Raw genomic sequence first — 13,251 nt, 5'->3', positions numbered from 1 at the left:
TTTTAATATGTATTATTTCATTAAATATGTAAAACAGCCATCCGGATTTTTGGATGGCTGCGCCAGCGTTCTTCTAAATACAAAAAGCATCTGCCTGTTACCTTTGTGATTGGGCCACGATATCCTTCAATTGCCGGGCTGCCTGTCCGGGATTCGGCTGGCCTACAATAGCCGAGATGACCGCGATGCCGCTTGCCCCATGTTTAATAACTTCCCTGCTGTTTTCGGCTGTAATCCCGCCAATGCCTACAATCGGAAGGTTTGAGAAGGAGCGGATTTTGCTAATTAACCTGGGCGTGACAGGCTCCCCCGCATCTGCTTTGCTCCCGGTGGCATAAATCGCGCCCACCCCGAGGTAATCTGCACCCTGGACGATAGCCCACTGCGCCTCTTCAACAGAAGAAGCGGATACGCCGATAAACATATCTTCGCCTATGAGCTTGCGCGTCTCGCTTGCCGGCAGGTCATCCTGTCCAACATGCACGCCGTCTGCTTCCAGCAGCAAAGCTACATCCACCCTGTCGTTTACTACGAACATCACCTCATGCTGTTTGCACAGTGCCCGCAGTTCTCTGCCAACCGCCATTACATCGCGAAGCGGTGCGTTCTTTTCCCGCAGTTGGATAGTGCCGACGCCCCCTGCAATCGCCTGCTCAGCAATCTCAATGGCAGATTTGCCATTTACTTCGTTAATCCCCATCACGAGATAAACATCCAGTTTGTCTTTCCATTCGTTATTCATGATCGTCTTCCTCCGTTGTCTATCTTTCGAGAATGCGAACCCCTTCTCTTACCTGGGTTTCCTCCATACTGTACAGCGCATCCAGTAGCGCGATTTGATAAGAGCCAGGTGCTGAAACGGTCTGGCGGGCCAATTCTGCCGCCACTCCGTATGTGGACAGGGCTGCCGCCGCTGCCACCGCATAATCCTTCTCCACAGCCGCATAGACCCCGACGATAGAGGTAAGCAGGCATCCCGTCCCGGTAATTCTCGTCAGCATCTCATCTCCGTTATGTATGACGAATACCCTTGATCCATCAGCGACGACATCTGCTTTGCCAGTAATAGCCACGACAGTGCCGAGCGCCTCAGATGCCCTGCGAGCGAGAGATTCCATATCCCCCTTGCCCTCACCGGCATCTACACCTTTAATTTCCCATGCTTCCCCAACGACATTGGCAATTTCGGCCGCATTGCCCCGAATAACAGAAAGCTTCAGCTCCCCGGCAATCCGCCTTGCTGTCTCCGTGCGGAAGGGCGTTGCCCCGGCCCCTACCGGATCAAACACAACCGGCACACCGTGCTCATTTGCCGACTTCCCTGCAATAATCATCGCTTCGACTAATTCAGATGTTAACGTCCCCATATTAAGGACAAGAGCCCCTGCAATCCTGGCCATGTCAGCCACTTCTTCCGGGGCATAAGCCATAACGGGCGAGGCGCCAAGCGCCAGTAAACCGTTCGCCGTAAAGTTTGTTACTACTTCGTTTGTCATATTATGTACAAGGGGACTTGAAGTCCTTACTTTCGTCAGCAACGCACCTATTCTCTGTTCAATTATTTCCACTGTTCTTCCTCCCATTCGCGATTTCTTCCCACTCTTGTATCATAGCGATTTTAGGTGCGAAAAACTACTTTTTCCTTTCCTTGAGAAGAAAGCATTTGTGACATGTTTTAATCTTCATCGAATTTTAATATGAAATCAATAAAAAATACATATTTATCGTATACCATTTCTATTGGATTGATCTCCAATTTTGTTGCCACAGCTTATTGTGGCTCATTCATTGACAGCCCTTTTTCCTTAAGGGCTCTTTTTATTGATACTACTCCCTTTCACATAAAAACGTATGAAAGGGTCTCATAGGTACACTGCACGGGAACCCTCATAAATTCTTAATACTGCCTACATACTCTTTTCATAGTAAATTTGTATGCTAAAAATAAGCATAAGCCTTATTCCAATGCCCTTCACCGAGCGTAAGGGCACGCCTCTTTTCGTATGAGTCCCGCTTCCCCGTGGGACTCTTTTTTTATCGTATAAGAAACTATATGTTGCTTTAAAGTCATAAAGTGGGACCGTAAGGTCCCAAAGTCCAAGAAAAACCTATTTGAAGTTGAAACAGGCATAGGCTGTAGCATATGATGGAGATATGTCTCAAGAATCAAACAAGAAGATGGAGGAATTACAATGAATTGCAAAATCACAAGAAACGCTGCAAAGAAAATTAATGAAATTATGAGCGAAGAGGATTCGCAGGGCAAAATACTGCGCGTCGTTATTACCCACTCGCACGGCAGCCACGCCCACTACGGGCTCGATCTTGACACACCGGGCGACAATGACGAAATCGTTCATACTGATAAAGAAATTGACGTTTTGCTGGACAAGTCACAGGATTTGCTTGACGGAGTAAAAATTGATTATGTATACCTTCCGCAGGAAGGCTTCGTTATTACAAACCCAAGCAGAGGAAATCATGGGGATCACTAAACTGGGCCTTTCATCTTTTCACTCCCGATCCAGCCTGTTTTGAGCCGCGTATGCTCTTGCCTGAGCCTTTTGAACGATATTTCTACGAATTGAAAATTTTGGATCTATTTATGCTATAATAAGGACAAGTACAGGAACATTCGCGTAAAGCATCCTGGTTTTAATCCATGAATAATTGGAGCAACAATGCCGCTACGTTTATCGCAGTCAGAAGGGGGGGCTCCGATTATGAAGGAAAACCAATGCAGGCTCATTAAACAGGTTCAGGAGAAATATAAAGCACTGTACGATTTACTGGAAATTGAAATGAATTTAAATCAAAGAGAATCCGCTGCTTACAGCCGTGTTTTGCAGATGACCGGCAGACAGATTGACCGGATGCAGCAATTGCTTTTAAAGACAAAATAAACAGTGCGTTTTAACATAGAGAAGAGCATACGAATTTCCCGTATGCTCTTTCTTCATTTTATTTAGACACCATGCCTTTTACTACAAATGCTACGTTGGCAGGCCTTTCAGCAAGACGGCGCATGAAATATCCGTACCAATCGTTGCCGTACGGTACATATACGCGCATTTTATACCCTTCCCGCGCCAAATCCACCTGGGATTGCGTACGGATACCGTAAAGCATCTGGAATTCAAACTGGGTGTTCGGAATATTATGCTCTTTCACGAGCTGCTTCGTATAAGCGATAATTTGATCATCATGCGAAGCGATGGCCGCATAGCTTTTATTTAACAGGTGCTGTTTGATGATTTTCTTGTAGTTCTCATCTACGTCTTTCTTTTCCGGGTAGGCAACTTCCGGAGACTCCTTATACGCTCCTTTTACGAGACGTAGTGGAACCCCTTTTAAGTCCTCAATATCCTGCTCCGCCCGGTATAGGTACGCCTGAATCACCGTTCCTACATTGTCGTATTCCTCGCGCAGTTCCCGCAAAATATCGAGGGTAACCTGGCAGTGGCTGTAATCCTCCATATCGATACGCACAAAGTTGCCGTATTTTTTCGCCGTATCAAGAATCCGGCGCATGTTGCTCTTGCAAAGCTCTAAATCGATATCAAGGCCGAGCGACGTCATTTTAAGAGACAGGTTGCTGTCCACACCTGCTTCATGGATCGCATCCAGCGTTTTAATGCAGTAGTCCGCGGATTCGATCGCTTCTTCCCGGCTGAATATAAATTCACCGAGGTGATCGAGGGTGCATGACAACCCTTGCTTATTCAGTTCCCGTACTTTCGTAATCGCGTCCTTGATTGTTTCCCCGGCGACAAAACGGCTGGCTCCAAAACGGAGCCCCCATTTCTTAGCCGCCTGGTTTAACGCTTTGTTCTGAGAAAGGAACAGGAAAAAATTCTTCATAGCTGGTTCAATCATCGTTTATACCACCTTACCGCTTTCAGGGCTTCTTAAATTAAAGAGCCTCCGAGGATAATTTTGATTGCGTGAAGAGTAACAGGTAATCAGGGCCGCCGGCTTTGGAATCGGTACCGGACATGTTAAATCCGCCAAATGGGTGGACACCAACGAGCGCGCCTGTGCACTTGCGGTTAAAATACAAGTTCCCAACATGGAACTCTTCGCGTGCTTTCTCGATTAATGCACGGTCTTTTGTAAACACCGATCCGGTAAGCCCGAAGATTGTATTGTTGGCAATCTCAAGCGCGTGGTCGAAATCCTTCGCTTTAGCAAACGCAACGACCGGCCCGAAAATTTCTTCCTGCATCACACGGGCATCCGGCGCAACATCAGCGATGACAGTCGGCTGGATATAATAACCGTTTCCTTCAGCTTTCGCCCCACCAGCAGCAATGCGGCCTTCCTTGCTTCCGATTTCAATGTACTCAAGAATCTTATTATAGGCGCTTTCGTCGATAACCGGCCCGGTGTAAATGGACGGATCCTGCGCATTGCCGACTTTAAGCTCCTTTGTTAACGCTACAACGCGATCAAGTACTTCATCATACACGTCCTCGTGAATAATCGCGCGCGAGCATGCGGAGCACTTCTGACCGGAGAATCCGAACGCAGAGTTTACGATGTTTACAGCTGCAAGCTCTAAATCGGCATCCTTGTGCACAACGATGGAGTCTTTTCCGCCCATCTCGGCAACGAGGCGCTTCATCCAAATTTGTCCTTCATTCGTTTTAGAGGAACGTTCAAAAATACGCAGCCCTACTTCACGCGATCCTGTGAAGGAAATAAAGCGTGTTTGCGGGTGATCGACGAGGTAATCGCCTACTTCCGCGCCGCTTCCCGGTACGAAGTTGACAACACCTTTCGGCATGCCGGCCTCTTCCAGCAGCTCGACAAACTTGGCGGCAACAACCGGTGTTGCACTCGCAGGCTTGAGGACGACTGTGTTTCCGGCTACGACAGCCGCTGTTGTCATGCCAGCCATAATGGCAAGCGCGAAATTCCACGGCGGAATCACAACGCCAACGCCGAGAGGAATGTATTCGAGCACATTGTCTTCACCTGTAATGCGTACGAGCGGCTGGCGCTCGCCGAGCTTCATCATCTGGCGCCCGTAGTATTCCATGAAGTCAATCGCTTCTGCTGTATCCGCATCGGCTTCAGGCCAGCTTTTCCCTGCTTCATAAGAAAGCCATGCGTTGAATTCGAACTTACGACGGCGTAAGATAGCGGCCGCTTTAAAAAGCAGGCGTGCTCTCTGATCCGGGCTCACCTTTTTCCATGTTTTAAACGCTTCCAGCGCTGCCTGCATGGCCTGTTCTGCCTGTTCCTTGCTTGCTTTGCCCGTGGTTCCTACTACCAGGTCTTTGTCAGATGGGCTTATCGATGTGATTTTGCCTTCTGTCGCAATACGCTCACCATTAATAATAAGTGGATAATCTTTCCCTAGCTCCTGCTGAACCTGCTCGAGCGCTTCACGCATGGCCCTGGCGTTCGCTTCCTCTTTAAAATTTGTAAATGGCTCTGGTTTGTATGGAATCATTTCGTTTCCTCCTCTGGATCGTTGTCTTCCTTACTCTCAAACTATTCTTAAAGCAAAAATCGTGCCAATATTACTTAAGCACAATTCCGCTTTATGATGCGGCGTATGAACAAACAAACTTACATTCCATTAGACACAATTGTATAACTGTATAACAATCCGTACGTTTTTGTATAACTGTAAAGACACTGTCTATCGACCATTAGTGTGCACCCAGGTAGGCTTTAATGACACTGTCATTTGTCCGCAGCGATTCGGCTGAATCTTCAAGCGTGATGTTTCCTGTTTCCAATACATAGCCCCGATGCGCTAATTTCAAAGCCGCTTTGGCATTCTGCTCGACAAGTAGAATCGTTGTGTTGTTTTCCCTGTTAATCCGCTTAATAATCTTCATAATTTCAATAACAATAATCGGCGCAAGCCCCATAGAAGGTTCGTCCAGCATTAACAGCTTCGGCTCCGACATTAAAGCTCTGCCAATAGCCAGCATTTGCTGCTCGCCTCCGGACAGCGTTCCGGCCATCTGCCTGCGGCGTTCTGCCAGGCGCGGAAACATCTCAAACACCATTTCGATGTTCTTATGTGTTTTCACTTTGTCGCTTTTTTTCGTAAATGCGCCGAGTTCCAGGTTTTCTGTTACGGTTAACGCCCCGAATACACGCCTGCCTTCCGGCACATGGATTAACCCCTTTTCTACAATCACATGGGCATCTTTGCGCGTAATATCTTCCCCCATAAAATGAATCGAGCCTTCCGAAGGCCGCACAAGGCCGGATATCGTCTTTAAAATCGTACTCTTCCCTGCACCGTTAGCGCCCAGCAGCGCAAGAATTTCGCCTTGCTTTACCGAGATATTCACGTCTTTTACAGCCTGAATTTTCCCATAGTACGTCTGTATATTTTTTATGTCAAGAACGGTGCTCATATTATTTCGTCCTCCTCTTCCTTACCCAGATACGCTTCAATAACAAGAGGATTATTCAGCACTTCATCCGGCGTGCCTTCCGCCAGCTTTTCTCCATAATTTAACACGATAATTTTCTCGGACACCTTGTTTATAAGCCCCATATCATGCTCGATGAGAACGACCGGGATGCGATATTTATCCCTAATTCTTCCGATAAGATTAATTAAATCCAGTTTTTCATTGTATGTGAAGCCGGCTGCAGGTTCATCAAGAAACACGATTCTCGGTTGAATCGCCAGTGCCCGTGCAATCTCAAGGTAACGCTGTGCGCCATACGGCAAATTTTTCGCTGTTCGGTGCATGTAATGTTCCATTCCCACAAACTGGATGCATTCTTCCGCCACGCTGCGAATGAGTTCTTCTTCCCTTCGTTGAGCCGGCGTGCGGAAAAGCGCCCCGAAAATCCCTTGCTTCGTTCGCGAATGCATGCCGGACATTACATTTTCAAGCACCGAAAGGTTCGGAAAAACGCGCAGGTTCTGGAACGTCCGCGCCATGCCCAGCCCTGTAATCTGGCTTGGCTTTTTCCCTACAATATTTGTGCCGTTAAAAATGATCTGTCCGCGCGTCGGCTGGTAAAAACCAGTAATCATATTAAACAGTGATGTTTTCCCTGCCCCATTCGGCCCGATTACACTCATTACCGTATTATCGGGAATCGTGAAACTCAGGTTATTTACAGCTACCAATCCGCCGAATTGCAGGTGAAGGTCTTTTATTTGTACGATATCCATATTATCCAACCTCCGCCTAATTCTCGTTCTCTTGTTTTTCAGGCAACAATCCCTGTGGACGGAAAATCATTAAGAACACAAGGGCAATCCCGAATACGAGGAAACGGTACCTGTCAATCTCGATACCAAAGTGGAAAATATTATCTAAATCACGCAAAAACTCAGGCAGCACAATGACAAGCACAGCACCGATGACAATGCCGGAAATACGTCCAACCCCGCCAAGAATTACGGCGAGCAGGATCATAACGGATTGCATGAAGCTAAAGCTCTCAGGCGCAATTGCCGTCATCTTGACCGCAAAAACAGAACCGGCCAGCCCGCCGAAGGTAGCGCCTGTTGCATAGGCGGCCAGCTTTGAACGAACCCGGTTAATCCCCATCGCTTCCGCCGCGTCTTCATCCTCCCGAATGTACGCCCAGGAGCGGCCGATTCTTGAGTGGGCCAGCCTCTTGGAAGCAAACATGGCAATAACAGCCATCAGGAGAATCGCCCAGAATGAATAGCTTAGGTTGTTAATCATCACCCCGCCAATCTGGGTCGGAGCCGGGAACGGGCTTAAGATTCCATAGATGCCGGATGCGCTTCCCGTGAACTCTAAGTTTTTCGCTGCAATGCGCACGATTTCCCCGAAACCGAGCGTAACAATCGCCAGGTAGTCACTGCGCAGGCGAAGTGTTGGGGCACCGATGATAATTCCGGCCAGGGCCGCTAATACGCCGCCGATAATCATGGTCAGCCAAAAATTCATCTGAAACTGTGTCATTAAAATACCGGTTGTGTAGGCGCCGACGGCAAAGAAAGCCGAGTAGCCAAGATCCAGCAGGCCGGCGTAGCCTACAACGATATTTAATCCGAGCCCGAGTACAATATAAAATACGGCCAGAAAGCCGACATCAAGCCAGTAAGGACCTGCATAGAAAGGAAAAAAAACGGCCGCAGCAAGCAGGAGCAGAAGAACAGATCCTTTTCCTTTTAAGTTCATTTTCTTTTTGGCAACGGTTTGGTTCACTGCATTTTCCATCGCTTACATCCTCTCCGTTACTTTCTCGCCTAAAATACCGGTCGGCTTCAATACTAAAAGAAGAATAAGAATAATAAAGGCAAATACATCTTTCCATTCGCTTCCGATGACATACGTTCCGATCGTCTCAAGCACACCGAGCATCAGCCCACCGAGCATCGCTCCCGGAATGTTCCCGATGCCTCCGATAACAGCGGCAGTGAACGCCTTCAAACCGAAAATAAAGCCCATCATAAAGGTGATATTTCCATAATACGCGGCATGCATCATCCCAGCAGCGGCAGCGAGAAAGGACCCGACAAAAAACGTGAGGGCAATGACTTTCTTTACATTGACGCCCATTAAGCTGCAGGCTGTCTGATCGATGGCGATCGCACGCATCGCTTTCCCATAGATTGTCCGGTGGATAAACAGCTGCAGTCCCCACATGAGCAATGCTGAAACGAGAATAATTCCAATCTGTGCGTAGGTGATTTTCGTTCCTAAAACAGTGAACCCAGTTATCGGCAGGGTCATCGGCATAATTTGCGGTTTTGCCCCGTATCCGGCCAACACCGCATTTTCCAGCACAAGCGACATCCCTACGGCTGTAATAAGAATGGAGAGCCGGGGCGCTTTAAGAAGAGGGCGGTAGGCAACCCGCTCAATGCCCATCCCGAGAAAGCCAGTTACAATCATCGCCACCAGGAAAGCGACGATAATACCAAAGACACTTCCGCCGGTACCCGTCATAAGAGCAAGAATCGTATAACCGATATACGCTCCAACCATAAACAGATCCCCATGGGCAAAGTTAAGCAATTTAATAATTCCATAAACCATCGTATAACCCAGGGCAATGAGCGCATAAAACGAACCGACAATTAGCGCATTAATTAGCTGTTGGACAAAGATGTCCGTTGTTATGGATAAGTGTAACCCCATAAAGCCGCTCCTTCCTTTTCCATACAAAAATGCGCGGCACAGCTTGCTACCGCGCATTCAGTATGGTAATAATCATTATTTATTCTGTTGCCGCAAAGTTGCCGTTCTTCACTTGAAGTACAATAAAGTTAGATTTTTTAAGCGTTCCTTCTTCAGAGAATGAAACCTGGCTGGAGAGCGTCTTTAAATCGGTTTTCTTTAATGCGTCTATGATAGCTGGCTTGTCAGTGGAACCCGCACGCTTAATTGCATCTGCCAGCACATTGATTCCATCGTATTCAAGCGCGGAATATGGACCTGGTTCCGCGTTGTATTTGGCTTTATAGTCATCAAGGAATTTCTTCGCTTCAGGGAGGAATTCCGCTGTTGGGCTCGTTGTGATGAACGTGCCTTCCGCAGCATCTTTTCCGGCGATCTCAATTAATGTTTTGTCGTTTGAGCCATCACCAACACCGATAATGCCGGATACGCCCTGCTGTTTGAATTGCTTAATAAACAATCCGCCCGCTTTATAGTAGGCAGTCCAGTAGGTTGCGTCGGGCTTTGCCTGCTTGAGTTTGGATACGAGAGAAGAGAAATCACTTTCATCCGGGTTTACTGCATCAAATACGACAACTTGTCCGCCTGCCGCTTCCACTTCCGCTTTTGTACGCTCCGCCAGATCCTTCGCGTAGCCGGAGTTATCATGAATAATTGCAATTTTCTTCCCGTTATTTTTCTTCATCATGTAGTCAGTTGCCACTGCAGCCTGGTGAACCGTTGTTCCGTTAATCATAAAGATTTCAGGAAACTTCTGGTCAGCAATTTTCTTCGCGTTCGCCGCTGTTACAACCATAGGGATGCCATTCTGGTGGTATACGCCCGTTGCAGGAATCGTGGCTCCGGAGCAATAACCGCCAACCACAGCCGTTACACCCTGCGACACAAGTTTGTTCGCAGCTGCTGTTGCCGTTTGCGGATCACACGCGTCGTCTTCCGCGATAAGTTTAATTTTCTTTCCGTTTAGTCCGCCCGCACCGTTAATGCTCTCAACAGCCATCTCCGCGGCGTGCTTCATGTCTTCACCCATCTTCGCTTCGTTTCCGCTTAACGGAAACTGTAACCCTACAAGAATGTCGCCGCCTGATGATCCTCCCGCAGAACCGGCTGAGGAAGAACCTGCCGGCGCATTTCCGCCACAAGCGCTTAATACAGCCATACTCAATATCGCAGTGCTAATTCCAATTTTCTTTAATGTGTGTTTCATTGCTTGACCCCTATTTGTAAAAGATTATATTTTATAGCCTGCCGGCGCTCCCTCTCCCAAACTCCCCTCCTTTCAAGTGTGAACGCTTAGATAAATAAGTAAATAATTGGAATAATAAAACGATTATTTCGACAATTATAAAGCTAAGCGAATTATAAATTAAAAAAATTCTTTTGTACACGTTTTTGAAAATAAAAGGGTATTACAAATTATTGTTATATTACAGATTTTTATTAAGCAATTAATATGCCAACCAATTCACTCTTCGCGGCGCCTTGTTTCTTGCCATCTTCTTTTGCCCTTTGTATAATGAAGTTGTCAATTTTTATACAATATTGTCGATTCGTCTTTACAATTTAAACACTAATGTAAAAAAGAAAGACTGGTGATCCGCTATACTGCCCCGTTATCCGTTTTACAATCCTACGCTCGGTGAACTTATGCAGCCTCTCCCGGAAGGTGCCGAGCTGCCTGATGCTGCACAAGAAAAAATGTCTGTACGCTTGATGGACTACTTATCCGAGGATTCCGAAGTCTCGGAACTTGTTATTGTAAGCGATGCGGATGGGAAGCCGTGCGGATACATTCCGGCCTCCACTCTCGCAAACTCGCTTAATCAAGCGTTAAAGCAAACGATTTCATTCTATCAAACGCTGATTGAGACTGTAGATGATTCCATAACGATTGTCGACGGGCACGGAATCGTTATGGGCTGGAATAGACAAGCAGTTAATATGTATAACATTTCGAAGGACGCAATACTGGGCCAGCATATTACGTCCCACTTTAAGGAAGAAGCGCTTATGCTCTTAAAAAGCATGCATGATGCCTCTTCTGTCTCCCGGCATTACAATCAGCCACGCGAAGGGATACACGTTCTTGTTAACACTTCACCCGTCATGCGGGATGGGCAAATTGTCGGCTGTATTTCTGCGGAGAAAGATATTAGCGATGTGGTCCGCCTGCACGACGAGCTTTCCAATACGACAGCCCACCTGCATGACCTGGAAAAGGAGTTTTATTCCGATCAACAGGATCAGCCGTTCCACAAAATAAAAGGACACAGCAACGCCATTTATCACGCCGTGCAGTTGGCGCAAAAAGTAGCGCGTACAGATGCTACCCTTCTGATTACCGGAGAAAGCGGGGTTGGGAAGGAATTGTTTGCAGAAGCCGTTCATAAGGCAAGCCCCCGGGCGGACAAGCCTTTTGTCGCTCTCAACTGCGGCGCAATCCCGGCCGCCCTGTTTGAAAGCGAGTTGTTTGGCTACAAAAAAGGAGCATTTACAGGGGCTGTAAGTGAAGGAAAAAAAGGAAAAATTGACGTTGCCGAAGGTGGCACCCTGTTTCTCGATGAGATTGGCGAATTGCCGCTCGATCAGCAGGTAAAGCTGCTGCGCGTCCTGCAGGAAAAGCAGTTTTACCGCGTTGGAGGGCATGAGCCGGTTCTGACGAATGTCCGGTTCGTCGCCGCAACGAACCGCAACCTGGAGCAAATGGTGCAGGCGGGTGAATTTCGCCAGGACTTGTTCTACCGATTGAATGTCGTCTCGGTCCATGTTCCCCCGTTGCGGGAGAGGCGGGAGGATATTCCGGAGCTTATTCAGGTTTTTCTAAAAGAGTTCGCGGCCAAGTACAATAAGCCGGTTCCGGAATTCGATTCCCAGACCGTCCTCCTGTTTCTCCAGCACCAGTGGCCGGGAAATATCCGCCAGCTGCGCAACATGATTGAAAGGCTCATCATCTTAACCGATCAGGAACGGATCGAACCTTCACATTTGCCGGACGGCTTTGTGCACCAGCCTGTATTTAAACCTTCGAAGCCCGCTATGCCTTATCCTGCGGCCTCGGGTGCGAGCGAATACGACCAGTTAATCGAAGCGTTGCAGACAACGTATGGAAACAAGTCGGCAGCCGCTCAATTGCTTGGTGTATCGAGAGCTACGCTTTATAACCGCCTGAAGAAGTACAACCTTGATACAAAGTGAACCTCCCTCCAATAAATTGGAGAGCTTCTCGCTTCATCGAGCCGACCAACGCCGTACTCTCCACGAAGGCTAGTTCCTAGCCAGGCGTGTCTTACGACACGTTTTGCCGTTGCTGTACTGCCCGCTTGAGAATGTTTTTGGCGGCGTTTATGTCCCTGTCACATTCAAAGCCACAGGAAGGACAACGATGCGCATTATTTCTGCGTTGGTTTGCAATGTATTCATGCTTCTTCGCAAGCAATGCGACTGCCTTTTTCCGACGGTTTGACCCTTTCTTTCGTCTGGATACAATCCGCTGTAATTTCTTTAGCTGCCGTTCACTTTTACGCAGATATTTCGGTGCATCATGAAAGTCACCATCGGATGTGATGGCCAGGTGACGCACGCCCAGATCAATGCCAACACTTCCGCCTGTTGCTTGTATTTTTGGTTCTTCTTCACAGGACAAGCAAACGTAATACCGTCCATTTTTGGCGAGAACTGTGCACGTTTTGATGATACCCTGCACCTGGCGATGGAGTTTGATGCGAATGGTTCCGACTTTGGATAGCGTAATGTATTTGCCTTCGAGGGAGAAACCCGATTGAGGATAGGTGAAACTATGGTAACGATTCCTTCCCTTAAAGCGGGGAAATCCTGCCTTTTCGCCACGTTTTACCCGTCTGAAAAAGGCTTGATATGCCTTATCCAAACGTTCGACCACGTTTTGCAGGACCTGCGAATGAACGGTCTTATACTCTTCACATGCCTTTTTTAATGCGGGCAGCTCTTTCTTTTGGGAGTAGAAGGTCAGGGATACGCCACACTTTTTGTATGCGATGATTCGCTATAGTCAGGGGAAAGGCAAAGCGGACTCTCCTCTCTCCTCTAAAGAGGCAGCGGATGCCGTCCGCATACCCTAAAACATGAC

The 13,251-nt window shown here is 47.7% G+C and carries 13 protein-coding genes; 3 read left to right on the top strand and 10 right to left on the bottom strand.

What is annotated here, in order from left to right:
* Positions 1-97: 97 nt before the first annotated feature.
* Positions 98-742 (bottom strand): thiamine phosphate synthase, encoded by a 645-nt coding sequence (thiE, locus tag MBEAL2_RS04035; RefSeq protein ID WP_052947442.1) that lies wholly within the window; start codon positions 740-742, stop codon positions 98-100.
* Positions 743-761: 19 nt separating this feature from the next.
* Positions 762-1,562 carry a hydroxyethylthiazole kinase gene (gene thiM, locus MBEAL2_RS04030; RefSeq protein WP_236692680.1) on the bottom strand — a complete coding sequence of 267 codons (801 nt, stop codon included), beginning with the start codon at positions 1,560-1,562 and terminating at the stop codon, positions 762-764.
* A 630-nt stretch (positions 1,563-2,192) separates the two neighbouring features.
* Between thiM and MBEAL2_RS04025 the strand changes: the two genes are divergently transcribed.
* Both MBEAL2_RS04025 and MBEAL2_RS04020 read left to right on the top strand, forming a co-directional pair.
* Complete coding sequence (locus MBEAL2_RS04025) at positions 2,193-2,495, top strand: HesB/IscA family protein (RefSeq protein WP_047151045.1); 303 nt, start codon at positions 2,193-2,195, stop codon at positions 2,493-2,495.
* Between the two features lie 228 nt (positions 2,496-2,723).
* Positions 2,724-2,903 (top strand): hypothetical protein, encoded by a 180-nt coding sequence (locus tag MBEAL2_RS04020; protein WP_047151044.1) that lies wholly within the window; start codon positions 2,724-2,726, stop codon positions 2,901-2,903.
* Positions 2,904-2,961: 58 nt separating this feature from the next.
* Here the strand turns inward: MBEAL2_RS04020 and MBEAL2_RS04015 are convergent, their stop codons facing one another.
* The 7 genes from MBEAL2_RS04015 to MBEAL2_RS03985 all read right to left on the bottom strand — a co-directional run bounded on the left by MBEAL2_RS04015 (position 2,962) and on the right by MBEAL2_RS03985 (position 10,353).
* Positions 2,962-3,873: a proline dehydrogenase family protein gene (locus MBEAL2_RS04015; RefSeq protein ID WP_047151192.1), complete on the bottom strand. Its 912-nt coding sequence runs from the start codon at positions 3,871-3,873 to the stop codon at positions 2,962-2,964.
* Positions 3,874-3,913: 40 nt separating this feature from the next.
* Positions 3,914-5,458, bottom strand: coding sequence for an L-glutamate gamma-semialdehyde dehydrogenase (pruA, locus tag MBEAL2_RS04010; protein ID WP_047151043.1), 1,545 nt, complete (start codon positions 5,456-5,458; stop codon positions 3,914-3,916).
* A 202-nt stretch (positions 5,459-5,660) separates the two neighbouring features.
* A complete protein-coding gene (locus tag MBEAL2_RS04005; RefSeq protein WP_047151042.1) occupies positions 5,661-6,383 on the bottom strand; it encodes an ABC transporter ATP-binding protein in 723 nt (240 codons plus the stop codon).
* Positions 6,380-7,159, bottom strand: coding sequence for an ABC transporter ATP-binding protein (locus MBEAL2_RS04000; RefSeq protein ID WP_047151041.1), 780 nt, complete (start codon positions 7,157-7,159; stop codon positions 6,380-6,382). The genes MBEAL2_RS04005 and MBEAL2_RS04000 overlap by 4 nt, the downstream gene beginning before the upstream one ends.
* A 16-nt stretch (positions 7,160-7,175) precedes the next feature.
* Positions 7,176-8,183: a branched-chain amino acid ABC transporter permease gene (locus MBEAL2_RS03995; protein WP_052947439.1), complete on the bottom strand. Its 1,008-nt coding sequence runs from the start codon at positions 8,181-8,183 to the stop codon at positions 7,176-7,178.
* Between the two features lie 3 nt (positions 8,184-8,186).
* Positions 8,187-9,107: a branched-chain amino acid ABC transporter permease gene (locus MBEAL2_RS03990; protein WP_047151040.1), complete on the bottom strand. Its 921-nt coding sequence runs from the start codon at positions 9,105-9,107 to the stop codon at positions 8,187-8,189.
* A gap of 79 nt (positions 9,108-9,186) precedes the next feature.
* On the bottom strand, positions 9,187-10,353 hold the full coding sequence (locus MBEAL2_RS03985; protein ID WP_082129749.1) for a branched-chain amino acid ABC transporter substrate-binding protein: 1,167 nt from the start codon (positions 10,351-10,353) through the stop codon (positions 9,187-9,189).
* Between the two features lie 440 nt (positions 10,354-10,793).
* Here MBEAL2_RS03985 and MBEAL2_RS03980 point away from each other — a divergent pair, with 440 nt between their 5' ends.
* Positions 10,794-12,341: a sigma-54 interaction domain-containing protein gene (locus MBEAL2_RS03980; protein WP_047151039.1), complete on the top strand. Its 1,548-nt coding sequence runs from the start codon at positions 10,794-10,796 to the stop codon at positions 12,339-12,341.
* 91 nt (positions 12,342-12,432) lie between these two features.
* Here MBEAL2_RS03980 and MBEAL2_RS03975 read toward each other — a convergent pair whose 3' ends face one another.
* Positions 12,433-13,134: an RNA-guided endonuclease InsQ/TnpB family protein gene (locus MBEAL2_RS03975; protein ID WP_269082440.1), complete on the bottom strand. Its 702-nt coding sequence runs from the start codon at positions 13,132-13,134 to the stop codon at positions 12,433-12,435.
* Positions 13,135-13,251: the final 117 nt, after the last annotated feature.

It is taken from the genome of Aneurinibacillus tyrosinisolvens (genome assembly GCF_001015055.1).
Taxonomy (GTDB): domain Bacteria; phylum Bacillota; class Bacilli; order Aneurinibacillales; family Aneurinibacillaceae; genus Aneurinibacillus_A; species Aneurinibacillus_A tyrosinisolvens.
The sequence above is the reverse complement of the archived record's forward strand: the minus strand, read 5'-3'. Positions and strand labels throughout refer to the sequence as shown.

What these genes read in the sequence shown, in the direction of transcription:
- pruA (WP_047151043.1), bottom strand. Translation starts at nt 5,458, where the DNA reads ATGATTCCATACAAACCAGAGCCATTTACAAATTTTAAAGAGGAAGCG.
- MBEAL2_RS04025 (WP_047151045.1), top strand. Translation starts at nt 2,193, where the DNA reads ATGAATTGCAAAATCACAAGAAACGCTGCAAAGAAAATTAATGAAATT.
- MBEAL2_RS03990 (WP_047151040.1), bottom strand. Translation starts at nt 9,107, where the DNA reads ATGGGGTTACACTTATCCATAACAACGGACATCTTTGTCCAACAGCTA.
- MBEAL2_RS03995 (WP_052947439.1), bottom strand. Translation starts at nt 8,183, where the DNA reads ATGGAAAATGCAGTGAACCAAACCGTTGCCAAAAAGAAAATGAACTTA.
- MBEAL2_RS03985 (WP_082129749.1), bottom strand. Translation starts at nt 10,353, where the DNA reads ATGAAACACACATTAAAGAAAATTGGAATTAGCACTGCGATATTGAGT.
- MBEAL2_RS04020 (WP_047151044.1), top strand. Translation starts at nt 2,724, where the DNA reads ATGAAGGAAAACCAATGCAGGCTCATTAAACAGGTTCAGGAGAAATAT.
- MBEAL2_RS04005 (WP_047151042.1), bottom strand. Translation starts at nt 6,383, where the DNA reads ATGAGCACCGTTCTTGACATAAAAAATATACAGACGTACTATGGGAAA.
- thiE (WP_052947442.1), bottom strand. Translation starts at nt 742, where the DNA reads ATGAATAACGAATGGAAAGACAAACTGGATGTTTATCTCGTGATGGGG.
- MBEAL2_RS04000 (WP_047151041.1), bottom strand. Translation starts at nt 7,159, where the DNA reads ATGGATATCGTACAAATAAAAGACCTTCACCTGCAATTCGGCGGATTG.
- MBEAL2_RS03980 (WP_047151039.1), top strand. Translation starts at nt 10,794, where the DNA reads ATGCAGCCTCTCCCGGAAGGTGCCGAGCTGCCTGATGCTGCACAAGAA.